The 23209-nt window shown below is 69.4% G+C and carries 19 protein-coding genes, 1 pseudogene and 1 CRISPR repeat array; of the genes and pseudogenes, 11 read left to right on the forward strand and 9 right to left on the reverse strand.

Features of this window, described 5'->3' with window-relative positions:
* Positions 1-26: 26 nt before the first annotated feature.
* Both HJG44_RS02585 and HJG44_RS02590 read right to left on the reverse strand, forming a co-directional pair.
* Positions 27-503 carry a hypothetical protein gene (locus HJG44_RS02585; protein ID WP_171216757.1) on the reverse strand — a complete coding sequence of 159 codons (477 nt, stop codon included), beginning with the start codon at positions 501-503 and terminating at the stop codon, positions 27-29.
* 117 nt (positions 504-620) lie between these two features.
* The gene (locus HJG44_RS02590; protein WP_171216758.1) at positions 621-1766 is read right to left on the reverse strand and encodes a glycosyltransferase family 4 protein; all 1146 of its coding nucleotides are present in this window, start codon (positions 1764-1766) and stop codon (positions 621-623) included.
* A gap of 160 nt (positions 1767-1926) precedes the next feature.
* Between HJG44_RS02590 and HJG44_RS02595 the strand changes: the two genes are divergently transcribed.
* From HJG44_RS02595 to HJG44_RS02605, 3 genes are read left to right on the forward strand one after another with little or no spacing between them, the layout of a single operon-like run.
* A complete protein-coding gene (locus HJG44_RS02595) occupies positions 1927-2973 on the forward strand; it encodes a glycosyltransferase family 2 protein (protein ID WP_171216759.1) in 1047 nt (348 codons plus the stop codon).
* Positions 2974-2991: 18 nt separating this feature from the next.
* Positions 2992-3774, forward strand: a complete 783-nt coding sequence (locus HJG44_RS02600) for a WecB/TagA/CpsF family glycosyltransferase (protein ID WP_210260882.1) — start codon at positions 2992-2994, stop codon at positions 3772-3774.
* Positions 3771-4877 carry a glycosyltransferase family 4 protein gene (locus HJG44_RS02605; protein WP_171216761.1) on the forward strand — a complete coding sequence of 369 codons (1107 nt, stop codon included), beginning with the start codon at positions 3771-3773 and terminating at the stop codon, positions 4875-4877. Before HJG44_RS02600 ends, HJG44_RS02605 begins: the two co-directional genes overlap by 4 nt.
* Positions 4878-4886: 9 nt before the next feature.
* Here HJG44_RS02605 and HJG44_RS02610 read toward each other — a convergent pair whose 3' ends face one another.
* From HJG44_RS02610 to modA, 5 genes are all read right to left on the reverse strand, one after another.
* Positions 4887-5114 (reverse strand): hypothetical protein, encoded by a 228-nt coding sequence (locus tag HJG44_RS02610; RefSeq protein ID WP_171216762.1) that lies wholly within the window; start codon positions 5112-5114, stop codon positions 4887-4889.
* Positions 5115-5214: 100 nt separating this feature from the next.
* Complete coding sequence (locus tag HJG44_RS02615; RefSeq protein WP_171216763.1) at positions 5215-5571, reverse strand: winged helix-turn-helix domain-containing protein; 357 nt, start codon at positions 5569-5571, stop codon at positions 5215-5217.
* Between the two features lie 10 nt (positions 5572-5581).
* Positions 5582-6667 carry a molybdenum ABC transporter ATP-binding protein gene (modC, locus tag HJG44_RS02620; RefSeq protein WP_171216764.1) on the reverse strand — a complete coding sequence of 362 codons (1086 nt, stop codon included), beginning with the start codon at positions 6665-6667 and terminating at the stop codon, positions 5582-5584.
* Positions 6664-7359 carry a molybdate ABC transporter permease subunit gene (modB, locus tag HJG44_RS02625; protein WP_171216765.1) on the reverse strand — a complete coding sequence of 232 codons (696 nt, stop codon included), beginning with the start codon at positions 7357-7359 and terminating at the stop codon, positions 6664-6666. Before modB ends, modC begins: the two co-directional genes overlap by 4 nt.
* An 11-nt stretch (positions 7360-7370) precedes the next feature.
* Positions 7371-8174: a molybdate ABC transporter substrate-binding protein gene (gene modA / locus HJG44_RS02630; RefSeq protein WP_171216766.1), complete on the reverse strand. Its 804-nt coding sequence runs from the start codon at positions 8172-8174 to the stop codon at positions 7371-7373.
* Between the two features lie 175 nt (positions 8175-8349).
* Here modA and cas3 point away from each other — a divergent pair, with 175 nt between their 5' ends.
* The 7 genes and pseudogenes from cas3 to cas2 all read left to right on the forward strand — a co-directional run bounded on the left by cas3 (position 8350) and on the right by cas2 (position 16171).
* Complete coding sequence (gene cas3, locus HJG44_RS02635) at positions 8350-10650, forward strand: CRISPR-associated helicase Cas3' (RefSeq protein ID WP_171216767.1); 2301 nt, start codon at positions 8350-8352, stop codon at positions 10648-10650.
* Positions 10651-10738: 88 nt separating this feature from the next.
* Positions 10739-11367 (forward strand): annotated as a pseudogene (cas5c, locus tag HJG44_RS24155) (type I-C CRISPR-associated protein Cas5c).
* 7 nt (positions 11368-11374) lie between these two features.
* Positions 11375-13216 (forward strand): type I-C CRISPR-associated protein Cas8c/Csd1, encoded by a 1842-nt coding sequence (gene cas8c, locus HJG44_RS02645; RefSeq protein WP_171216768.1) that lies wholly within the window; start codon positions 11375-11377, stop codon positions 13214-13216.
* Complete coding sequence (cas7c, locus tag HJG44_RS02650; protein WP_171216769.1) at positions 13213-14163, forward strand: type I-C CRISPR-associated protein Cas7/Csd2; 951 nt, start codon at positions 13213-13215, stop codon at positions 14161-14163. The genes cas8c and cas7c overlap by 4 nt, the downstream gene beginning before the upstream one ends.
* Positions 14164-14177: 14 nt before the next feature.
* Positions 14178-14828: a CRISPR-associated protein Cas4 gene (gene cas4 / locus HJG44_RS02655; protein ID WP_171216770.1), complete on the forward strand. Its 651-nt coding sequence runs from the start codon at positions 14178-14180 to the stop codon at positions 14826-14828.
* An 8-nt stretch (positions 14829-14836) separates the two neighbouring features.
* The gene (cas1c, locus tag HJG44_RS02660; RefSeq protein WP_171216771.1) at positions 14837-15877 is read left to right on the forward strand and encodes a type I-C CRISPR-associated endonuclease Cas1c; all 1041 of its coding nucleotides are present in this window, start codon (positions 14837-14839) and stop codon (positions 15875-15877) included.
* A 3-nt stretch (positions 15878-15880) separates the two neighbouring features.
* Entirely contained in the window at positions 15881-16171 is a 291-nt protein-coding gene (gene cas2 / locus HJG44_RS02665) for a CRISPR-associated endonuclease Cas2 (protein ID WP_171216772.1), read from the forward strand.
* Positions 16172-16352: 181 nt separating this feature from the next.
* Positions 16353-19785: direct repeats of the CRISPR family, unit length 31 nt; unit sequence GTCGCTCCCTCACGGGAGCGCGGATCGAAAC.
* Between the two features lie 82 nt (positions 19786-19867).
* Here the strand turns inward: cas2 and HJG44_RS02670 are convergent.
* Both HJG44_RS02670 and HJG44_RS02675 read right to left on the reverse strand, forming a co-directional pair.
* Complete coding sequence (locus HJG44_RS02670) at positions 19868-20824, reverse strand: hypothetical protein (protein WP_171216773.1); 957 nt, start codon at positions 20822-20824, stop codon at positions 19868-19870.
* An 89-nt stretch (positions 20825-20913) separates the two neighbouring features.
* Positions 20914-21981 carry a threonine aldolase family protein gene (locus HJG44_RS02675; protein ID WP_346767073.1) on the reverse strand — a complete coding sequence of 356 codons (1068 nt, stop codon included), beginning with the start codon at positions 21979-21981 and terminating at the stop codon, positions 20914-20916.
* Positions 21982-22052: 71 nt separating this feature from the next.
* On the opposite strand from HJG44_RS02675, the gene bla reads away from it, so the two are divergent.
* Positions 22053-22937 (forward strand): class A beta-lactamase, encoded by an 885-nt coding sequence (gene bla / locus HJG44_RS02680; protein ID WP_171216775.1) that lies wholly within the window; start codon positions 22053-22055, stop codon positions 22935-22937.
* Positions 22938-23209: the final 272 nt, after the last annotated feature.

A 23209-nucleotide genomic window follows, 5' to 3' on the forward strand; every position in this document is an offset into this window, starting at 1 on the left:
AGGGGCGGCGAAGCCGCCCCTTTCGGTCAGATGAGATCGAAGCCGTGCGCCACACCGGCAGCGACGGCGGCCCAGTTTACGTGCAGGCCGGAAACGTCGTGATTCACCTCGTTGATCGTGTAGTCGGCCGCGATCTGCCACTTGTAGTTATAGAGCTGCACGTAGTCGTACTGGCCGTAGTCGAACTCGGCCTTCGCCCACTGGAAGTCCAAATCGGAGTCGAAGTGTTCGGTCACCGTCTTGTTGCCGGTGACGGTCACGATGTCGACGCCTTCAAGCTTCCACTTCTTGTTGTAATGCTCCGTCCGAGTCTGGTTCCCGTTGACGGTGACGATCTCGGAGCCGGTCTGACGCCACTTGCTGTCGAAATGTTCGATGATCGTCCTGTCGCCGTCCTGCTTGACGGAAGTGGCCGAGACGAGCCGGTTCTTGTCGTCCAGGATCTGCGTCACTGTCGCGCCGTTCACGACGCTCACGTATTTGTGTGTCGGTCTTTGCTTCACGGACGCTCCCCGCACGCCTGCTCATCTTTCGTGAATTAGGCGAACGCTTCTGCGGGCGCGACACTTTGGTGAACAATTAGTAAAATAGATCGGCTCCGGCAGACCTCTCGCCCGGCCTCATGCCGAGCGGGCAAGATCCACGAAGGTGCGGCCGATGCCGCCCCAGGCGATCGAGGTGGAGACCCTGGCGGCGGCGGCGGAGGCGCGAACCTGCCATTCGGCGGCGGGCAAGGCCGCGAAGCGATCGATGGCATCCGCGATGGAGGCGGGCCCGACCGGCCCGAGGATCTCTTCCCCGGCCATCCCGGCGGCAAAGAGGTCGGCGAGCCCGCCCGAGCGCGACCCGATCACGGGCCGTCCACTGACCGCAGCCATGACGGCGACGCCACTCTGGGACTCGAAGTTGTCGTAGGCGAGGATGAATGCGTCGATGCCCGACAGGATGCCGGGCAGGTCCTCGTCCCGAACGAAGCGCAGATCCACATCGAACCCGTCCGGATCCCGTGCGATCTCCGACAGGCACTCGTCCCAGTACTCGCGCTCGAGCGGATGCGGCTCCCCGGCTATCAGGAGCCGCACATCCAGACCCCGGGCCCGGGCGAGCTTCACGCCCCGGATCGCCTCGAGGACATTCTTGTTCCGCCGGATCGTCCCGAAGCAGAGGAAGCGCCCCGACCCGGGGACCGGCCCGACTCCTTGGACCGCGAACGGCCCGTGCGGGACGACACTGATCCGGGACGGCTGGATCCCGAAGCTCTGCTCGAGGACGCGGGCGCCGGCCGGAGCGAGCACCACGAGCCGCTGCGCCAGCCCGTAGATCAGGTCGTGCACGATCCGCTCCACCGAGCGCAGGGCTCCGGCGAAGCGCCAGGCGTGCGGCTCCGGGTCGTGCACCACGAAGATGATCCGAGCGCCGGTCGCGCGTAGAAACAGCAATAGCGGCACCGTGAACGGCAGCGGCTCGGGTATGGTGAAGATGAACACGCGGGTCGAGCCGCGCAGAAGGGCGGTGCGCAGCGTGCTCGTGAGAGAGCGCCGGAGCGATGCCATGACCCGGGCCGGCCGCATTGCCGGCACGACCAGCTCGCGGGGCACGACAATTCGGGTCACGTTCGGGTGCGAAGGCTCGCGAGCCTCCGGCGAGGCAAGCGGCGACACGAAAGCCACGGTCGCGCCGGCGCCCGCGATCGCTTCGGCCAGGAGCTGAGCGTACCATCCGGTGCCCGAGCGCCAGACCTTGGAAACCAGGCAGATCTCGGGCATCGCTTCACCGATGGGCGCCGCTTGTGAACGGCGGGAACACTTGCTAGTCAGCCCGCTCATCTTCGCGCGGGCGGCCTCATGTCAAGCGCGGGCGGAGGTTTTAGGCGGCCTCTCGTCGGCTCTTGCTGGATCAGCAGCTGTCGACCATCGGAATATCGGCATGGCAGGAGGTCGTGATTTCGCAGCCGATGCGACGGCGGTCATCGTTCTGAACTACAACGGCTGGCGCGACACGATCGACTGCGTCGAGTCTCTGCTGCATCTGCCCGAGCCGCTCGGCGTGTTCGTCGTCGACAATGCTTCGTCGGACGAGTCGGTCCGCAAGCTGCGCGAGTGGGGGCAGTCACGACTTCCCGACATCAATGCCGAAAGGGTTGCGTCTGGCTCCTCGGCCGTGCGCTTCCTCGAGCGCAGGCCGATGTCGTCGCAGGGACCGGGTCCGGATTGGCCGCCCGCCGAGAGCAGCATCGGGTCCGTGGTGCTGATCGCAAGCAGCCGCAACGGAGGCTACGCGGCCGGGAATAACGTCGCACTACGCTTCGCGCTGGCCGAACCCTATCGGTTCTTCTGGGTGCTGAACAACGACACCCTGGTGAAGCCGGACACGCTGCACTGGATGATCGCGCGGCTGCGGGAGGATCCGGGGATCGGCATGTGCGGCTCGACGCTCCTCTACCACGACGAGCCGGACACCGTGCAGAATTACGGCGGCGCCGCCTTCCAGCCCTGGAAAGGCCGGGCCTCGGGGATCGGGCTCGGGGAGCCTTTCGATCCCGCCATCGACCGGACCGGCGTGGAGCGCCAGCTTGCCTATGTCAGCGGAGCGTCGACACTCGTCACGCGGCGCTTTCTCGAGACGGTCGGCCTGATGGAGGAGAGCTACTTCCTGTTCTGGGAGGAGATCGACTGGGCCGTTCGAGCCCGGGGCCGCTTCCGTCTCGGCTTTGCGCCCCGCTCGATCGTGTATCACCGGGTCGGTGCGTCCATCGGAACCCGGGACAAGAGCGAGCAATCCGAACTCGCGGAATTCTACATGGTGCGGAACCGCGTCCTGTTCTGCAGCCGCTATTCCCGTCGCTCCCTCCCGTTCGTGCTCGCCGATGTCGGCCGAACCATGTTCCGGCGACTGCGCCGCGGCGAGTGGCGGCGTGCGGCCGGCCTGGTTCGGGCGGTGACCGGCGGTCATCTGCGGCCCGGGACGGTGTGACATCGAAGGCGAAGCGTGGTGACTTCTCTCGACATTCGTCCGGCAGGTCCCGAGGTGGGGCTCGACCTGTTCGACAAGCTCTCGGTCGTCGAGACGGAGCGGGAGCTCGATTCCCTCGTCAGCGACCTGCTCGATAGGAAGCGAGCCGTCGTCCTTTCCTTCCTGAACCAGCACGCCTTCAACCTCGCCATGCGGGACGCGCCGTTCAGGCGCGCCCTTCTCGAAAGCGACATCCTCCTGCGGGACGGCGTCGGCATCGAGGTGGCATTGAAACTCCTGGGCCGGCCGGCCGGCCTCAACTCGAACGGCACCGATCTCATCCCGCTCATCCTGGAAAAGGCACGGGGACGACGGGTCGCCATCTTCGGTACCCGGGAGCCCTGGCTCGGGGCGGCGGCGGACAGGATCGGCAGGCTCGGAGCCGAGATCGTGTCATGCCGCGACGGGTTCCAGCCGGAGGCAAGCTACCTCGATCAGGTGCGGGCGACGCGGCCTTCGATCGTGCTGCTCGCGATGGGAATGCCGCGGCAGGAAAGCCTCGCCGCTCTCATCAGGTCAGAAGCGGAGGAACCCTGCCTGATCATCAATGGGGGCGCGATCCTCGACTTCATGGCCAACCGCTTCCGGAGAGCGCCGACCTGGATGCAGGCAGCCCGCATCGAATGGATCTTCCGGATGGCGCAGGAGCCGGAGCGTCTCATGCGGCGCTATCTGTCCGGAGGCCCGCCCTTCGCGATGAAGGTGCTTCGCCTGGCCTGGCATCAGCGCGCGAGGCGGGCGCTTGCGAGCGGCGACCCATGACGGAGGGCCGACGAACCCGGATCGTCGCGATCGCGTCGCCGGGCGGACGCTCTGCAGGCGGCGGAATGGGCACGGTCTCGCGTCTGATCGCCGACGGCCTGGAGGGCGCCGGATCCGGTTACGGCGCCGTGATCCTGGATCCGCGGGGCGCCGGTTCGCCTTGGCTCTGGCCCGCCTTCTTCCTCGGCGTCTGCGGCCGACTCGGGTGGCTGTGGGCCCGAGCCCGCCTGTCCGTCCTGCACCTGCAGGTTTCCGAACGCAGCAGCTTCATCCGGAAGGGGCTGCTGCTTGCGCTCGGCAGGGCTCTCCGGGTTCCGGTGGTGCTGCATCATCACGGAGCGGAGCTCATCCCCACCTACGCGGGTGGCCCGCGATGGCTTCGCGCCATCATGCGCCGCACAATCAGGGGGGCCGATCTCAATATCGTGCTGGGCGATGTCTGGCGCCGCTTCCTCGTCGAAGAGATCGCGGCCGATCCGGCGAAGGTCGTCGTTCTTGCCAATGCCAGCGCCGATCTCGGCTCGCGATCCCCGCCCGAGCCGTCCCAGGGCGCCCGGCCGGGGCTGCTGATGCTGGCAAACCTCTCGCCCCGGAAGGGCGTAGGCGAGTTGCTCGCCGCGCTCGCCCGCCTCCGTGAGGAGGGTCTGGACGTTCCGACGATGCTCGCCGGCGGCGGCGAGGTCGAACGCTATCGGGCCGAAGCCGCACGGCTCGGCATTGCTGATCTCTGCACCTTCACAGGCTGGGTTGGCCGGGCGGAGGTCGAAAGGCTGCTTGGCCAAGCGCGGGCGCTCGTCCTGCCGAGCTACGAGGAAGGCCTGCCGATGGCCATTCTCGAGGCCTTGAGCGCCGGTGTGCCGGTCGTCGCCACGCCGGTCGGCAGCATCCCGGAGAACCTGACGAACGGCGAGACATGCCTGCTCGTTCAGCCCGGGAACGTGGACGAACTGGTCTCGGCCCTGCGCGCGATCATGACGGACGAGCACTTGCGTGAACGTCTTGTCCGGAACGGGCGTGCGTTGTTCGAAAAGCGCTTCGCTCCAGGCGCCTACATCCAGGCCGTCGTCGCCATGTACGACCGGCTTGGAGCCGGCCGGCCATGAGGCCTGGACCTAGCTCGCGGCCCACAAGGCCAGGGAGTACGCGCCGTAGAGCAGTCCAAGCGTCCAGGCGGCAGACCCCAGCAATCCGACGCCGATCACTGCCAGCGGCCAGTGCGGTGCAACGGTGTTCAATGCGGCCGATACGGCGACCGAGCGATGGCCGGCCGGCGTCGCCGGACCCAAGTCGGGCCGGCAATCCGCCTCGAGGTGGGCTTCGCGGGCGAGAGCTGCGACCACGATCCTGACTCCTGATGCTGCACTAGCTAACGTTAACATTGCGACGCAACAATGTCAGCTCGGCCGGATCGCGCGCAAGGGGGGCGTTCGCCCGGCGTCCCTAAGACGGCTGCTCCGGTACGTGCAGGAGAGCCGCATCCAGAGCGTCCAGATGGGCGCGAGACGCCGCTTCGGCCTCACGCTCGATGGCCCGGTAATGGGCGACGAGAGTCTTGCCCAGCTCCGTCAGACGGGCGCCGCCGCCATGGCGTCCGCCAAGCTGCGCCTCGACGAGCGGGGACGCGAAGGTAGCGTTCAGTTCCGCGACCAGGTCCCATGCCCGCTTGTACGACATCTTGAGCGAGCGCCCGGCCGCCGAGATCGACCCATGCTCCGCGATGCGTTCGAGGAGCAGGACCTTGCCGGGTCCCAATCGGCGCTCGGGACCCAGATCGATGCGGATGCTCATGCGGGCCAAGGGAGCGTCCTCAGATCGCGGGAAGCCTGTCCGCGAGCGCCGCGGCCTTGACGACGGCATAGGCGGGCGAGCCTGGGCGGAGGCCGAGCGCGCGCAGCGATCCCCGCGTGATCCGCGACAGCAATCGGGCATCCCCGCAATCGAGCTGCAGCATCATGCTCCCGTCGGGAAGCTCCTCGATTGTCGAAACGGTCCCGGGAAGAACGTTCATGGCCGAGATCCGGCCCGGAGGGTCGACGGCCAGCAGCACGTCCCGGGCATAGATCCGCACCCGGCTTCTCGCGCCCGCAGGCAGGTTCAGCGAGGGGATGCGGAGCTCGCCCGCCCGGCTGGACAGGACCGTCACGCCGAGCTCGGCATCATGTCCGATCACCTCGGCCTCCAGGACGGCGCTGGCCTCGTCTCCTTCGGCGCGCGCGACATCGAGCCGGGAGACGAGGTCGGAGGCGGGACCCGCCGCGATCACCCGGCCGGCCTCGAGCAGGACGAGCGTATCGGCGAGGCGGGCCACCTCGGCCATGGCGTGCGACACGTAGACGATCGGGACCGCCGCCTCGTCCCGGAGGCGCTCGAGATAGGGCAGGATCTCCGCCTTCCGCGCGGCGTCCAGGGACGCCAGCGGCTCGTCCATCAGGAGCAGGCGCGGCTTGGACAGGAGCGCGCGGCCGATCGCCACCCGCTGCCGCTCTCCTCCCGAGAGGCCGGCCGGCCGCCGTGCGAGCAGGTGGCCGATGCCGAGCAGATCGACGACCCCCGGCAGGTCCGGGCCCCGTTCCCGGCGGGGGGCGAAGAAGCGCCCGAACAGGAGATTTTGCCGGACCGTCAGATGCGGAAACAGCCGCGCCTCCTGGAACACATATCCGATCCGGCGCCTGTGGCAGGGAATCTCGGTCCCATCATCAGTGTCGAGGAGCACGACGCCGTCGACGACGACACGTCCCCGGCCGGGTCTGAGAAGCCCGCCGATGACGTTGACGAGGGTCGTCTTGCCGGAGCCGGACCGGCCGAACAGCGCCGTCACGCCAGACGGAGCATCGAAGGCGGCCTGGAGGGCGAACTCGCCGAGCCTGTGCTCGACCTCGACGGACAGCCTCATGCCGCCAGGCGCCGGCTGACCCGCCGAGCCAGGAACTCGGATGCGGCGAGCGCCGCCATCGACACTGCGACGGAGACGACGGTCAATCTCATTGCTCCCGCCTCCCCGCCGGGCACCTGCGTGAAGGTGTAGATCGCCGACGGCAGCGTCTGGGTCTCGCCGGGGATGTTCGACACGAAGGTGATCGTCGCTCCGAACTCGCCCATCGACTTGGCGAAGGAGAGGATCATGCCCGCGATGATGCCGGGCAGGATCAAGGGCAGGGTTACCAGGCCGAAGACCCAGGCCCGGTTCGCGCCAAGCGTGCCCGCCGCCTGTTCCAGCCTGATGTCGACGGCTTCGATCGAGAGGCGGATCGCCCGCACCAGCAGGGGAAATCCCATCACGGCGCAGGCGAGAGCGGCCCCCGTCCAGTGGAACGAGAGCACGATGCCGAAGCTATCGGCCAGGAACGTCCCGATCGGCCCGCGGCGCCCGAACCAGACCAGCAGCAGGTAGCCCGTGACGACCGGCGGCAGGATGAGCGGAAGGTGCACCAGGGTATCGACCAGCGCCTTGCCCCAGAACCTGCCCCGGGCGAGGAGGTAGGCGACCGCGAGGCCCGGAACGAGGCTCGCGGCTGTGGCGGTCGTCGAGACGAGGAGGGACAGGCGCAAAGCCGTCCACTCCTCGGGCCGGAGCCAGTCCGTCATCGATCAGGAGGTCAGGAGCCGCCGGCAGGCCGGTCGAGCACCGTGAAGCCCTGCTTCTCGAAGGCTGCCCTCGCCTCCGGACCGCGCAGGAAGGCGAGCAGCGCGGCGGCGTCCGGGCTCGCCGCCTCCTTCGTCACGGCAACGGGGTAGACAATCGGCGGGTGAGTATCGGCCGGGAAGGTGGCGAGCACCTTGACGTTCGGATCGGCGGCCGCGTCGGTCGCATAGACGATGCCGAGCGGCGCCTCGCCGCGGGAGACCAGAAGGAGCGCCGCCCGGACGCTCTCGGCCTGCGCGACCCTGTCCTTCAGGCCCTCCCAGGCGCCGAGCTTCTCCAGCGCCGCCTTGCCGTATTTGCCCGCCGGCACGGCATCGACGTTGCCCATGGCGATCCGGCCCGAGCCGAGCGCCGCCGAGAGATCGAGCCGCGGCCCCATGCTCACCGACGCGCGCGAGTCCTTCGGGGCGATGATGACGATCGTGTTGGCGAGAAGGTTTATGCGCGTGCCGGGACGGATCAGGCCCTTCCTCTCGACATGATCCATCCAGTCGAGGTCGGCCGAGAAGAAGAGGTCGGCCGGCGCTCCCTGCTCGATCTGCTTGGCGAGCGTGTTGGACGCGGCGAGCGAGACCCTGAGCGGCGGCTTCCCGCTCCTGGCCCAGGCGGCGGCGATGTCGTCCATGGCGTTCTTCAGGCTCGCGGCCGCGAACACGGTTGGGCCGCCGGCTTGCGCGAGGGCGGCAGGGCCCGCGGCCGCGACCGACAGCAGCGCTCCGAGCAGCGTGCCGGCGACCAGTCTGCGCGTTGCGGCCATCGCGATCCCTCCGATCTCCTGCGCTATATCCAGCCATTTATATCGCTCCGAGGCAACCGCCTAGGGCGGATCCCAGCCTGCCGGACCGCATCGATGCGCGGCGGGTCCCGGCGGGTCTCGGCCCCGGCAGCAGGGTCCCGGTTGCGAAGCGGAGGGGCCGCCTGAAGAATGACGCATGTTCTTCGCGCATTCGACGGACCGGCCCGACCGCTCCGACTGGCAGCCGCTTGCGGTTCATCTGACGGGCGTCGGCGCGAAAGCGTCTGAGTTCGCGGCCAAGTTCGGGGCGCCGAAGGCGGCGCTCCTGGCGGGGCTCGCGCACGACCTCGGGAAGTACAGCCTGGCCTTCCAGGCCCGGCTCTCGGGCGGGAAGGAGCGGGTCGATCACTCGACCGCGGGCGCACGGGAGGTGGTCGGCGCTACCTTGCCGAAGGCGCCGTGGAGCTGGATGGCCGAGCTCGTCGCCTATGCCATCGCGGGCCATCATGCGGGACTGCCCGACCGGCACGGCGGCCGGGGTTCGCTCGAGGAGCGCCTGAAGGCCGCCTCCATCCCCGAACCCGACCCGGCCTGGGCAGGAGAGATCTCCCTGCCCGCGGCAGGGCCGCCCCGGATCCCGGACCCGGTGAAGGAGCGCTATCCCTTTCAACTGGCCTTTCTCGGCCGGATGATCTTCTCCGCCCTCGTGGACGCAGACCGGCGCGATACGGAGGAGCACGCGGTCGCGACGGGACAGGAGGAGGCGAAGCCGCGCGACCGGCCGCTTCTCTCGGAGCAGGTCGACGCGATGATCGCCAGGCTGGACGCGCATCTCGCGCGGTTGTCCGGGCGAGCCCCGGACGACACGCTGACCGGGATCCGCCGCCGCGTCCTCGACGCCGTGACGGCGCGGGCCGAGGGCGAGCGCGGCCTCTATACCCTCACGGTACCGACCGGAGGAGGCAAGACGCTCACGGCGACGCGCTTCGCGCTGGGCCATGCGCGCCGCTGGCATCTCGACCGGATCATATACGCCATCCCGTTCACGTCGGTGATCGAGCAGACGGCCGCGATCCTGAAGGGCATCTTCGGCGAGGAGCTTGTTCTGGAGCACCACTCCGCGATCGAGTTCGGGTCGTCCGAAGACGAGCGCCAATTTCGCGAGCGCGACGAGAGCCTCGGGCTCAAGCTGCGCCTTGCCATGGAGGATTGGGCCGTCCCGGTGGTCGTGACCACGAACGTCCAGCTGTTCGAGAGCCTGTTCTCGCACCGGCCCTCGCGCTGCCGGAAGCTGCACAACCTGGCAAACAGCGTCATCATCCTCGACGAGGCTCAGACGATTCCGCTCATGAAGCTGCGGCCCTGCCTGGCAGCGATCGACGAGCTTGCGCGCAACTACGGTTGCACGGTCGTGCTGTGCACGGCCACGCAGCCGGCCATCGCTGCGCCCGATTTCGGGGGCGGGCTTCACCTCGGGCCGGAGCGCGAGCTTGCGCCTGATCCTGCCGGGCTCCACGAGGAGCTCCGTCGCGCCGCCATCCGGATCGAGCCTCGGCCGATGACGGACGGCGACCTCGTGGCTGCGCTCGCCTCGGTCGAGCAAGGGTTCGTGATCCTCAACTCGCGCCGGCACGCGCTCGCGGTCTACCGGGCTGCCCGGCAGGCCGGGCTGGAGGGGCTGATCCATCTCTCGACCCGGCAATATGCCGCCCATCGCCGCGAGATCATCGCAGGGATCAAGCGCGATCTCGCCGACGGACGACCCTGCCGGCTGGTCGCGACCTCTCTGATCGAGGCCGGCATCGACCTCGACTTCCGGGCCGGCTGGCGAGCCATGGCGGGGCTCGAAAGCATCGTGCAGAGCGCCGGGCGCGTGAACCGGGAGGGGCGATACGCGGCCGAAGACAGCATCCTCACCGTGTTCACGCCCGCCGTCGATCAGGACACGCCGCGCGAGATCGCCGGATTCATCAGGGATCTCGGCCGGATGGCCAGGGAGCATTCGGACCTCGCCCATCCGGACGCGATCCGGGCCTATTTCAGGGAAGTCTACTTCCGGACGGACGCGGAGCTGGACATCATCGAGGTCAGAGAGGACAACGGCGCCACCCGACGCAGCGTGCTCGACTCGTTTCGGCTCAGCGGGAGCGAGACAAATTTCGCCTACCGCACCGTCGGCGAGAACTTCCGCATGGTCGAGGATCAGGGACTGCCGGTGATCGTCGCGCGGGACGAGGAAGCCAGTATCGCGCTCGATCGGCTGGGGCGTCCCGACGCGTCGGCCGGCGCGGCCGCACGTCTGCTGCAGCGCTATATCGTCCAGGTGCCGCAACGGAGTCGGCAGCGGATGCTCGACAGGGGAGACGTTCAATTCCGTGAACATGCTCGCTTCGGGGAGCAATTCCCGGTCCTTGCAGCCGATCTCCTGTACCAGGACGAGTTCGGTCTACTTTGGGAGGATGATGCCGAGCTTGGCAGCGAAGATACGATCTTCTAGCTTCGGCTGAGGCGCGTCGGGGGGATTGGTGGCGTACGGTGTAAGGCTGAAGGTGTGGGGAGATTACGCGTGCTTCACTCGGCCGGAGATGAAGGTCGAGCGCGTATCGTACGACGTGATGACGCCGTCAGCGGCCCGAGGGATACTTGAGGCGATCCACTGGAAACCGGCGATTCGCTGGATCATAGACGCCATTCATGTGCTGGAGCCGATCCGCTTTCACTCCATCCGCCGCAACGAGGTGGGGAGCAAGGTTCCGGCCGCCTCGGCCCGGAGAGCCATGAGGGCCGGCAGCATCGAGGGCCTGCATCTCAGGATCGAGGATGCGCGGCAGCAGCGTGCCGCGACCGTCCTGGCCTGCGTCGCCTATGTGATCGTTTCGAGCTGACGCCGAAGGCTGATGGGAGCGACAACGCGGGGAAGCATCTCGACACCTTCAACCGGCGCGCCCGCAGGGGCCAGTGCTTCCACCAACCCTGCCTCGGCACCCGGGAGTTCCCGGCCCGCTTCGAGCTGATCGAGCCGGGCGCGCCGCTGCCGCGCGCGAAGGACGAGCACCGGACGCCAAGTCTCGGCTTCGGAACACCGCGCGACCTCGGCTTCATGCTCTGGGACATCGATCACGCCGGCGACCGCTCCTCGATGCTGTTCCGGGCGAGCCTGGCGGACGGCGTGATGCGCGTACCGCCGCCCGGCTCGCCCGAGATCAGGCGGTGAGGGAAGAATGACGATCCTGGCTTCGCTCGCGAGAGCCTATGAGCGGCTTCCGGACAAGTCCCCGCCTGGCTATTCGAGCCAGCCGATCGGCTACGTGATCTCTCTCAACCCGGACGGCACGCCGGCCCACCTTCCGATCCCGCGGCAGCAAGGTTCCGCGAGGAAGCCGGCCGCATTGCCGATGAGCGTGCCGCAGCCCGTCAAGCGCACCTCCGGCATCGCGCCGAACCTTCTCTGGGACAAGACCTCCTACGCGCTCGGCGTCACGGCGGCGGGCGGCCGCAGAACCGCCGAGGAACATGCGGCCTTCCGCAAGCTCCACGCCGAGAAACTGGCGGGCAACGACGATGCCGGGCTGACGGCGCTCAGGCTGTTCCTGGAACGTTGGACGCCGGGCCAGTTCGAGGCGCTCGGCTGGCCGAAGGAGATGATCGACCAGAACGTCGCTTTCGTGCTGGAAAGCGACCGCCTTCGCCACCTGTTCATCCACGACCGGCCAGCCGCGCGAGCGCTGGTCGCGCGGGTCTCGTCCGAAGGCGGGGCCCGGCCGGAAGCCGTGTGTCTGGTCACGGGCGAGCGCGCTCCTGTGGCGCGCCTCCACCCGTCCATCAAGGGCGTCTGGGGAGCGCAGACAGCCGGCGCCTCCATCGTCTCGTTCAACCTCGACGCCTTCACGTCCTACGGCCACGAGCAGGGCGACAACGCGCCGGTCTCGGAGGCGGCGGCCTTCGCCTATACGACCGCGCTGAACCGGTTCCTGGCGCGCGACAGCCGCAACCGCATCCAGATCGGCGACGCCTCGACCGTGTTCTGGGCGGATGCGAGTGCGGCCGATGCCGGCAGCGGCGGAGATCTGGCCGCAGAGCTCGAAGGGATGTTCCGCACCCTGCTCGGGGAGGGGATGAGCGCCGAGGAGGCGCGCGGCATGGCCGAGATGGTGCTCGGCGATTTCTCTCGCGTGGACGAGGTCGGTGAGGCCGAGAAGCTTCGCGCGGCGCTCCGCCAGATCCGGGCCGGGCGGCCGGGCGAGATCAGGCTCGGTCTCGCCGAGCATGTCCGCTTCCACGTGCTCGGCCTCGCGCCGAACGCGGCCCGCCTGTCTGTCCGGTTCTGGCTCGACGACGAGTTCGGCGTCATCGTCCGGCGCTACGCCGAGCATGTGGACCGGATGCGGATCGAGCCGAAGCCGCGCGACGAGAGCCCGTCCATCTGGCGCTGCCTCGTGGAGACGGCGACCCTGCGCAAGACCGAGAACATCCCGCCCAACCTCGCCGGGGATTGGCTGCGCGCGATCCTCGCCGGCACACCCTATCCGCTCACCCTCCTGACGACGCTGCTCATGCGCATGCGGGCCGACAAGGACGTGAATGCGTTGCGCGCCGCCATGCTGAAGGCCGTGTTGATGCGAAACTTCGGAATGACCGAGAAGGAGGCGCCCGTGGGGCTCGATCCCGACAACGATCAGCCCGGCTACCTGCTCGGGCGGCTATTTGCGACCTACGAGCGGATCCAGACCGACGCTCTGCCGGGGCTGAACGCCACGATCCGGGACAAATTCTACGGGGCCGCTTCGGCGACGCCCCGGAAGGTGTTCACCCTGCTCGACCGCGGTTCGGCCAATCACCTGGCCAAGATCGCCAAGGACAGCAAGGGCCGGGCCGTCAACCTGGAGAAGCTGCTCAGCTCCATCATGGAGCGGCTCCGGCCGGACCGTGATCCCTTTCCGGCCTTTCTCTCCACCGACCAGCAGGCTCTGTTCCCGCTCGGCTATTACCACCAGAAGAGCGAGTTCTTCCGCCGCAAGGAAACCGGGACGGCGCCCAGCCCCGTAGAGGAAACCGCTGCATGACCGCGCTCGCGAACCGCTATGACTTCGTCCTTCTCTTCGACGTGACGAACGGCAATCCCAACGGCGATCCGGATGCCGGCAACCTGCCGCGGCTCGACCCCGAGACCAATCGCGGCCTCGTCAGCGACGTCAGCCTCAAGCGGAAGGTCCGCAACTATGCCGAACTCGCGAAAGCGGGAGAGACCGGTTACGCGATCTATGTCTCGGAGGGCGCCATCCTGAACGACAAGCACCGGGAGGCCTACAAGGTCGCCCGGCCCGGCGACGCCAAGGTCGCGACCGAGAAGAAGCTGAACCCGAAGGACGATGCGGAAGCCGCGAAGGTGCGCGGCTTCATGTGCGAGAACTTCTTCGACGTGCGGACCTTCGGGGCCGTGATGTCGACCGGCATCAATTGCGGTCAGGTGCGCGGGCCGGTGCAGTTCTCCTTCGCGACCTCTGTCGAGCCGATCGTGCCGCTGGAGATATCGATCACCCGCATGGCCGCGACCACGCCGGACGAGAAGTCGAAGCGGGAGCAGGAGAGCGAGGGCGACGAGCGGCGCGAGAACCGCACCATGGGCCGGAAATACATCGTCCCCTACGGGCTCTACCGGGCCCACGGCTATGTTTCCGCGAAGCTGGCGGAGCGGACCGGCTTCTCGGAGGATGACCTCGCCTTCCTCTGGGAGGCGCTCGACGGCATGTTCGACCACGACCGATCGGCGGCGCGCGGCGAGATGGCCAAGCGCCGAACGGTGATCTTCAGGCATGCCTCGGCGCTCGGCAACGCGCCGGCGCACGCGCTCTTCGACCGCGTCAAGGTCGACCGCGTGTACCAGGGCGACAGTCACGAGGTCGGCGATGCGCGCACGTCCAACTGGCCGCCGGCCCGCCGCTTCGAGGATTACGCCATCCGGATCGATCGGGACGGACTGCCGGAGGGCGTAGAGGTGATCGAACGTTAGCTTCCGCTTCGGAGATGGCTGCGACCCCCGACCCCGCCGCCGAGGACGCGCTGATCCCCCTCTCGGCGCTGCAGCACCACCTGTTCTGCCCGCGGCAATGCGCGCTGATCCACGTGGAGCAGATCTGGGCGGAGGATCGGGCCACGGCGGAAGGGCGTCTCCTGCACGAGCGGCCGGATGACGGACGCGGCGAGACCCGGCCGGGCCTGCGCGTGGCGCGGGGCATCGCGATCCGCTCCTTCGCCCTCGGCGTGTCGGGCAAGGCCGATGTCGTCGAGTTCCACGGCGCCGGCCCGGGCCGGATCGGCCGGCCGTTTCCGGTCGAGTACAAGCGCGGCAGGCCGAAGGCGCACCGGGCGGACGAGGTGCAGCTCTGCGCCCAGGCGATCTGCCTGGAGGAGATGTTCGGCATCACCGTGCCCGAAGGCGCGCTCTTCTACGGCGCGACCCGCCGGCGCTGTCCGGTCAGCTTCGACGACGGCCTGCGCGAACTCACGGCCCGCGTGGCGGCGCAAGCCCGGACCATGATCCAGGCCGGCCGGACACCGCCGCCCCTGCGCATCCCGGGATGCCGCCGCTGCTCCCTCCAGGATGCCTGCCGGCCCGATCGGCTGCAGAAGCCGCCTTCCGTCGCCCGCTGGCTCGCCCGCCAGCTCGCCGCCTGAGCCCGTCCATGCGCCGGATGCTCAACACGATCTACGTGACGAGCGACGGCGCCTGGCTGCGCAAGGACGGCGCGAACCTCGTCGTCGAAGTTGAGGGGACGGAACGCGGCCGGGCGCCGCTGCACATGCTGGACGGCATCGTGTCGTTCGGGCGACCAGGCGCCTCGCCGGCGCTGCTGGCGGCCTGCGCGGAGGCCGGTATCACGGTGTCGCATCTCGATCCGAACGGCCGCTTCCTGGCCCGCGTGGAAGGGCCCCGGACCGGCAACGTGCTGCTGCGGCGGGCGCAGTTCCGGCTGGCGGACGATCCGGCTCGCGCCGTGCCGATCGTGCGCGGGATCGTGGCCGGCAAGGCCGCCAACCAGCGCGTCGTGATCCAGCGTGCCCTGAGGGACCACGGGCCCGGCCTGCCCCGGGAGCAGGCGGAGGCGCTCGAAGCGGCCGAGCGCCGGCTGGCGGATGTCGCTCGCCGCACGCTGCCGGCGACCGAGATCGACACCCTGCGCGGGCTCGAAGGCGAAGCGGCCCTGGTCTATTTCGGCTGCTTCGACGCCATGCTGCGCGTCGAGGGGGAGGCCTTCCGGTTCCGCGGGCGCTCCCGCCGTCCGCCGCTCGACCGAGTGAACGCACTGCTCTCGTTTCTCTACGCCATGCTCGGCCACGATTGCCGCTCGGCTCTGGAAGCGCATGGGCTCGACCCGCAGGTCGGTTTCCTCCACGCGGCCCGGCCGGGCCGCGCGAGTCTCGCGCTCGACCTGATGGAGGAGCTCCGTCCCGTGCTGGCGGACCGCCTTGCGCTGAGCCTCGTCAACCGCCGGCAGCTCGCGGCGGACGATTTCGTCGTGGAGGAGGCTGGCGGCGTGCGGCTCACCGACGAAGCCCGCAGGCGGGTCCTGGTCGCCTGGCAGGAGCGCAAGCGCGACGAGCTCCGCCATCCCTTTCTCGACGAGGCGGTGCCGCTCGGGCTGCTTGCGCACGTGCAGGCGCAGCTGCTCGCGCGCACCCTGCGCGGCGACCTCGACGGCTACCCCGCCTTCATCTGGAAATAGCCGATGCTCATGCTCTTGACTTACGACGTGAACGTCGAGACGAAGATCGGGCGGCGCCGGCTCCGCCGCGTCGCACGCGCCTGCCTCGATTTCGGGCAGCGGGTGCAGAACTCGGTCTTCGAATGCGAGGTCGACCCGGCGCAGTGGACGGCCCTGCGGGCGCGCCTCGTGGCCGAAATCGACCCGGCCGTCGACAGCCTCCGGTTCTACCGGCTCGGCGCGGAAGGGCGCAGGCGCGTCGAGCATGTCGGCGCCAAGCCCGCACCCGACCTCGAGGGGCCTCTCCTGTTCTGACCCGCGCGAACCGGGAGCGGCCACGAGGCAGGCCGAGGGTTCGCGGGGAGGCCAAGTCCCGATCCGCAAAGGCAAATCCGCCGTCGGCCCGCCCTGGCGGCCTTGCAGCGGCGCCACGGGCGCGGGGTTTCGCGCGGCGAGGGCGATTTTGCATGTCCTGCCAATATGGTAGCGGCAGGCGGTCGCTCCCTCACGGGAGCGCGGATCGAAACGAGGGCACCGATGCGGGCAATGGCATCGGTCGAGAGTCGCTCCCTCACGGGAGCGCGGATCGAAACCACACGCTTGAACCAGTGGGCCCGCCCATCTCCAGGTCGCTCCCTCACGGGAGCGCGGATCGAAACTCGCGTTCAGGCGCGAAGGCACGTCGCGACTGGCGCGTCGCTCCCTCACGGGAGCGCGGATCGAAACACGATCCGCGTGAACAGCCAGATCTACACCACGCCGTCGCTCCCTCACGGGAGCGCGGATCGAAACTCGATGGCCTCGTCCGGAATGGGATGCTCGATCTGTCGCTCCCTCACGGGAGCGCGGATCGAAACATCGAAGCGTGTGAGGACATCGGTTTCGATGTCTGTCGCTCCCTCACGGGAGCGCGGATCGAAACACCTCCAACGTGCATGTTGCGGTGATGGTGCTCGTCGCTCCCTCACGGGAGCGCGGATCGAAACCCGTCGGGCTCCTGACCACGATGGCCGTGGCCGGCGTCGCTCCCTCACGGGAGCGCGGATCGAAACTGCTCGGTATCGGCCTCCTTGTTCTCAAGCTCGGGTCGCTCCCTCACGGGAGCGCGGATCGAAACCAATAGATCACTCCCTTTGGGAGTGATTGAGCCAAGTCGCTCCCTCACGGGAGCGCGGATCGAAACTCCTATGCCGCTGGCGACGTCGTGCCGGTCGAGGAGTCGCTCCCTCACGGGAGCGCGGATCGAAACTCCGCCGCCTCGAGCTCGCGCGCCAGGCGATCCCGTCGCTCCCTCACGGGAGCGCGGATCGAAACATGAGGGCATAGGCCTCGCGCGCCTGGGCCACATGTCGCTCCCTCACGGGAGCGCGGATCGAAACTGCGGGTTGCCGATGATGTAGCGGCCCTCGCCGTGTCGCTCCCTCACGGGAGCGCGGATCGAAACGATTGCTACGGCCTCGCCCGCTACGTCCAGCGCGGTCGCTCCCTCACGGGAGCGCGGATCGAAACCCGGACGCACCACTTGTTCAGGATGTCGCGCAGGGTCGCTCCCTCACGGGAGCGCGGATCGAAACGGTATTGGCGTATTGTTTGCGCTCGCGCTCCAGCGTCGCTCCCTCACGGGAGCGCGGATCGAAACAAGACGGTCGTCGTGGACACCGCCGGCCGGGCGCTCGTCGCTCCCTCACGGGAGCGCGGATCGAAACCAGGGGCTCCGCTTCCCGTCATAGATGGGCACCACGTCGCTCCCTCACGGGAGCGCGGATCGAAACAGGAGCGAGAACGGGACGCGCGTTGCGAAGCGGTGGTCGCTCCCTCACGGGAGCGCGGATCGAAACAGAACCGACGCGCGCAACGCCGCCCGCCGCCACGCGTCGCTCCCTCACGGGAGCGCGGATCGAAACAGCAGGATCGCGACACGGTCTGCCGTCGGCGCAGGTCGCTCCCTCACGGGAGCGCGGATCGAAACTCGCGGTTGTCGCGCTGGTATCGCAACTGCCGCTGTCGCTCCCTCACGGGAGCGCGGATCGAAACTCGCAGGAGCTCGGCACGGGCAAATGCGACGTCAGTCGCTTCCTCACGGGAGCGCGGATCGAAACTCCTCAATCTGTCGATATTTGGCGGGGATTGGCGGGTCGCTCCCTCACGGGAGCGCGGATCGAAACATGGGCGTGATGGTGAACACTCTGTCGCTGGCCGTCGCTCCCTCACGGGAGCGCGGATCGAAACTGGAAACGCTCCCCCATCACACGCCCGAACTTCGTCGCTCCCTCACGGGAGCGCGGATCGAAACCATTCGAGCTCCTCGTGGATCTCGCCGCGATCCCGTCGCTCCCTCACGGGAGCGCGGATCGAAACTGGAAACGCTCCCCCATCACACGCCCGAACTTCGTCGCTCCCTCACGGGAGCGCGGATCGAAACCATTCGAGCTCCTCGTGGATCTCGCCGCGATCCCGTCGCTCCCTCACGGGAGCGCGGATCGAAACGACGATCATCTGCAGGTCGGGAGCGTCGGTCTTGTCGCTCCCTCACGGGAGCGCGGATCGAAACTTGATCGGGTCGGACACGGCGCGCGCCTGCAGCAGTCGCTCCCTCACGGGAGCGCGGATCGAAACCGGATCAGGATGTCGAAGCCCGGCTACGACGCCCTGGTCGCTCCCTCACGGGAGCGCGGATCGAAACTCAACCACCTCTGGCGCGACCGACTGCAGCCCTGTCGCTCCCTCACGGGAGCGCGGATCGAAACAGGGCCGTGCGAGAGGAGGCGCGCCACCTCCGCCGTCGCTCCCTCACGGGAGCGCGGATCGAAACGTGCTGGGGGCAGGCTTCGTGCTCGGCGGCTGCCTGTCGCTCCCTCACGGGAGCGCGGATCGAAACGCGGCGCTCCTGCCCGGCGTCCCGGACGGGACGCGTCGCTCCCTCACGGGAGCTCGGATCGAAACAGATCGCGGACGACGGCAGCGTGGAGCGCGACCAGTCGCTCCCTCACGGGAGCGCGGATCGAAACCACCGCGCAATGGCGCGAGCGCTGGGTCGGGGTCGTCGCTCCCTCACGGGAGCGCGGATCGAAACTCCGGCGACAGCATGGTCGAATACGCGCTGTTCTGTCGCTCCCTCACGGGGGCGCGGATCGAAACTGGCGCGGCAAGAAGAACGGCACGGAGGGCCACGGTCGCTCCCTCACGGGGGCGCGGATCGAAACTCGTTCCTCGGCGCTCATCTCGGCGCCCCCGGGGTGTCGCTCCCTCACGGGGGCGCGGATCGAAACACCGCGGAGGCCGCCGAGAAGATCGGCCTGTCCGTCGCTCCCTCACGGGGGCGCGGATCGAAACTTCGCCGCGCTCCTGCGCAACGCGCCCGGGCGGGTGTCGCTCCCTCACGGGAGCGCGGATCGAAACGACCACTGGTTCACGGAGCCCGTCTCGCTCGACGAGTCGCTCCCTCACGGGAGCGCGGATCGAAACATCTATGCCGATGGCACCATCACGCTCACGTCGGGCGTCGCTCCCTCACGGGAGCGCGGATCGAAACGCCTGGGATGCGGGCCCGATTCCCCAGACCTCGGTCGCTCCCTTACGGGAGCGCGGATCGAAACCGCAAGGCCAATCCAACCCTGATCCTCCGCGCCCTCCGAAGTCGCTCCCTCACGGGAGCGCGGATCGAAACAGGTTCGCGGTGACGTTCGTGCGGACGCGCGGGGGGTCGCTCCCTCACGGGAGCGCGGATCGAAACGCTATCCGCTCCTGCTCGCACTCGCGATCCGGGCGTCGCTCCCTCACGGGGGCGCGGATCGAAACAACAACCAGCTCCCGGCCGGCTCGCGCGAGGCGGGTCGCTCCCTCACGGGGGCGCGGATCGAAACGAGTTGGAGGCGTGCGATGACACGGGTCGTCTCGCGTCGCTCCCTCGCGGGAGCGCGGATCGAAACCACATGGCGCCATCGCCGCCGACCTCGCCCATCAGCGAAGTCACTCCCCGCAGGCGCGGGTCGGGCCGCGCCTGCGGGCGCGTCAGTTCGTCTGGGCGGGCGCGTCCGGCTTCGGACCCGCCTCGTTGTTCTGCGGCGGCGGGGTGCTCTGCTGGCCGCTGTTCATGGGCGTCACGCCCTCGATGACCCGGACGGGCCTGCGTTCGCCCGCCTCGGCCGTCGCGGGGCCGGGTGCGGCCGGCGTCGCATCCGGCTTGGTCGCGGTGCTCGGCGCCGGGGCGGCAGGCGAGGTCCGGGCGGCGGGGGCCTGCGGCTCGGCAGGCTTCTCGGGCCTGGCCGCCACATCCGCCTTCGGCTTCGGCGCGGGCTTCGCCGCACGGCGGGCGTCCGGGTTGACGCCGTCCACTCCGCCCGACGGCAGGCCTGGCTCGGGACCGGCGGGGCGCCTGGCTTCGCGCCGGGGCTCCGGCTCGGCCGGACGGGAGGCGGCCGGGCTGTCCGGGGCGAGCCGCGGATCGGCCGGGCGGGTCCGCCGCGCCGGGGAGGGCGGGTCGAGCTCGGGCGCGACGGGCCTTGCGGCCTGGCGGCCCGGGACCGGCTCGGGCTCGCCCGGGCGCCAGCGCGGCGCGTTCGGCATCTCGGGGGGCGGCGATACGCTCCGGCTGCGCGGCGCCGGGTATCCGTCGATGTCGAAGAGGTCGTCGTCGTCGAGACGGGCGATCGTCAGCGGCGTCTGGCGCAGGATCCGCCCGTCATAGGGGTCGAGCACGAGGCGGACCGCGCCGCCGCGGCGGCTCGTCGCCTCCACGACATAGACCGAGCCGTCGAAACGCGGCCGGCCGATATCCTCGAAGCCCCGATCCTCCAGCCGCTCGACGATCAGGTCGCGCGGGAGCGGGCGGGCATAGGCGGGCCCGCCATAGCCATAGGGGGGCGGCGGCGCGTTGTAATAGGTCCCGCCATACCATTGCGCGGCGGCGGGCGATGCGAGGCCGGCGAGCGCGGCGCCGGCGATCAGCAGGGACTTCAGGTTACGCATTCATCCGCTTCCGGTGGAATGCCGCGAGACTCGCGGCGGATTGGGGCGCGGCTGCGGCGGCGAGCTTACAAATTGGTAAGCTCCCGCCCTCACGCCCCCTGCCGGGCCGCCGCGAGCAGCGCCTCCACGCTCTCCGGCCGGGTGTCGAACGCGGTCACCAGCCTGACCAGGACCTCGTCGGGCCCGACCGCCTCTCCGGCCGGCAGGCTCTTCGCCGACCAGGGATGGTAGACCGCCCCGGCCGTCCGGAGCGCCGCGTCGACGCGCTTCGGCAGGATCGGGAAGACCTCGTTCGCCTCGCAGGGCCAGGCGAGCCGCACGCCCGGCACCGCGGCGAGCCCGGCCGCGAGCCGGGCCGCCATGGCATTGGCGTGCCGCGCGTTCTCGAGCCAGTGACCCTGCGCGAGGTAGCCCTCGAACTGCGCCGCGAGCAGCCGGCCCTTGGACAGGGTGTGGCCGGCGCGCTTGCGCCGCCGCCGCAGCGTGCCGGCAAGGTCCGGGTCGAACACGACGACCGCCTCCGCCGCGAGGCAGCCGTTCTTCGTGCCGCCGAAGGACAGGATGTCGACCCCGCGCCGCCAGGTCATCTCGGCCGGTTTCGCGCCGAGGCTCACGAGAGCGTTCGCGAAGCGCGCCCCGTCCATGTGGAGCTTCAGGCCCCGCGCATGCGCAGCCTCCCCCAGCGCGGCGATCTCGTCGGGCGTGTAGACGAGCCCGCATTCGGTCGCCTGCGAGATCGAGACGATCTCCGCCGGCATCTGCTTCTCGTGCCGTGGCAGGGCGTCCGCCGCAGCGGCCACCGCATCGGCGCCGATCTTCCCGCCGGCGCCGGGGAGGCCGAGAAGCTTCGCGCCGTGGCTGAAGAATTCCGGCGCGCCGCATTCGTCGTCGATCACATGCGCCTCCTCGTGGCAGAGGCACAGGCCCCAGGGCGAGAGCGCCGCCGAGAGCGCCAGCGCGTTCGCGGCCGTGCCGGTGGCGACGAGCAGCACCTCCACCTCCCGCTCGAACAGCTCGACGAAGGCTTCGGCGACCCGCCCCGTGATCGGGTCCGCGCCATAGGCCGGCATCGGACCGGCATTGGCCGCGACGAGTGCATCGAGCACGGGCCTGCTTGCGCCCGCGACGTTGTCGCTGGCGAAGTTGAGAGGGATCACGGGCTGTCCTGGATAGAGCTGGCTGCGTTCCGGGCTTATAAGGCACCCCTCCGCCGATCGGGAGCCGTCCGATGCAACCAAGGCCCACGCGCCGCGCCGCGCTGCAGGGTGGAATGCTCGTCGCGATCCCGCTCGCGGCCGGGCCCGGCCGGGCGTCATCCCCACGGGATGCGGCCGCCGAGATCGCGGCGATCGAGGCCGGGCTCGGAGGCAGGATCGGGGTGGCGGCGCTCGACGGCGGGTCGCGGCAGCGCATCCTGCACCGGGCCGACGAGCGGTTTGCGCTGACCAGCACCTTCAAGATGCTGGCCGCGGCCCTCGTGCTCGCCCGGGTCGACCGCGGCGACGAGGATCTGGATCGGCGCATCCTCTTCGGCCCGGACGATCTCGTCACCTATTCGCCCGTCACGAAGGACCGCACCCACGGACAGGGCATGTCGCTGGCCGAGCTCTGCGAGGCCGCCGTCGTGGTGAGCGACAACACCGCCGGGAACCTGCTTCTTGCGAGCTTCGGCGGGCCTGCAGGGCTGACCGGCTACCTGCGCTCGCTCGGGGACGACCTCACCCGGCTCGACCGGACCGAGCCCCAGCTCAACGAGGCTGCGCCGGGCGATCCGCGCGACACGACGACCCCGGCCGCGAAGCTCGAGACGATGCGCCGGATCCTGATCGGCGACGCGCTCGCGCCCCATTCCCGCGAGCGCCTGCTGCGCTGGATGCGGGCGAGCCGGACCGGCGCGGCGCGGCTCAGGGCCGGGTTGCCGAAGGACTGGACAGCCGGAGACAAGACCGGCTCCGGCGGGAACGGGACGGCGAACGATGTCGCGGTCGCCGTCAAGCCGGACGGGACGCCCGTCCTGATCGCCTCCTACATGACCGGCTCGAAGGCCAGCACGGCCCGGCTGAACGAGGCCCACGCCGCCATCGGCCGGCTTGTCGCGGCGACGTTCCGATAGGAGCGCGCGCAGCGCGGTTCGGTCCACGTGACGCTTGTGCTCGCAACTCAAATCTGTCACGTTCGAAACTAGGACAGTGGTGCTGTCCAAAACCCGGCTTCGGTCGCCAAGGCTTTCGTCCCGTGACACGCGTGGCTACGAAAAAACGAGACGTGATCGACGCCCGCGCCGAGCGGGCGATGCGGGTGCGCGCGGGCTAGGCAGCCGGCGAGACGCCCGCGGGAGCGGGCGCGAGACGGGACGCGGCCGCCCCAAGAGGAAGAGGGCAGCGA

Source organism: Enterovirga aerilata, assembly GCF_013044135.1.
Taxonomy (GTDB): domain Bacteria; phylum Pseudomonadota; class Alphaproteobacteria; order Rhizobiales; family Beijerinckiaceae; genus Enterovirga; species Enterovirga aerilata.

Excerpts from the sequence above, each read along its gene's own strand:
- modA (WP_171216766.1), bottom strand. The coding sequence starts at position 8,174 with ATGGCCGCAACGCGCAGACTGGTCGCCGGCACGCTGCTCGGAGCGCTG.
- HJG44_RS02670 (WP_171216773.1), bottom strand. The coding sequence starts at position 20,824 with ATGCGTAACCTGAAGTCCCTGCTGATCGCCGGCGCCGCGCTCGCCGGC.
- bla (WP_171216775.1), top strand. The coding sequence starts at position 22,053 with ATGCAACCAAGGCCCACGCGCCGCGCCGCGCTGCAGGGTGGAATGCTC.
- cas3 (WP_171216767.1), top strand. The coding sequence starts at position 8,350 with ATGTTCTTCGCGCATTCGACGGACCGGCCCGACCGCTCCGACTGGCAG.
- cas8c (WP_171216768.1), top strand. The coding sequence starts at position 11,375 with ATGACGATCCTGGCTTCGCTCGCGAGAGCCTATGAGCGGCTTCCGGAC.
- HJG44_RS02590 (WP_171216758.1), bottom strand. The coding sequence starts at position 1,766 with ATGCCCGAGATCTGCCTGGTTTCCAAGGTCTGGCGCTCGGGCACCGGA.
- cas7c (WP_171216769.1), top strand. The coding sequence starts at position 13,213 with ATGACCGCGCTCGCGAACCGCTATGACTTCGTCCTTCTCTTCGACGTG.
- cas2 (WP_171216772.1), top strand. The coding sequence starts at position 15,881 with ATGCTCATGCTCTTGACTTACGACGTGAACGTCGAGACGAAGATCGGG.
- modC (WP_171216764.1), bottom strand. The coding sequence starts at position 6,667 with ATGAGGCTGTCCGTCGAGGTCGAGCACAGGCTCGGCGAGTTCGCCCTC.
- cas1c (WP_171216771.1), top strand. The coding sequence starts at position 14,837 with ATGCGCCGGATGCTCAACACGATCTACGTGACGAGCGACGGCGCCTGG.
- cas4 (WP_171216770.1), top strand. The coding sequence starts at position 14,178 with ATGGCTGCGACCCCCGACCCCGCCGCCGAGGACGCGCTGATCCCCCTC.
- HJG44_RS02595 (WP_171216759.1), top strand. The coding sequence starts at position 1,927 with ATGGCAGGAGGTCGTGATTTCGCAGCCGATGCGACGGCGGTCATCGTT.
- HJG44_RS02605 (WP_171216761.1), top strand. The coding sequence starts at position 3,771 with ATGACGGAGGGCCGACGAACCCGGATCGTCGCGATCGCGTCGCCGGGC.
- modB (WP_171216765.1), bottom strand. The coding sequence starts at position 7,359 with ATGACGGACTGGCTCCGGCCCGAGGAGTGGACGGCTTTGCGCCTGTCC.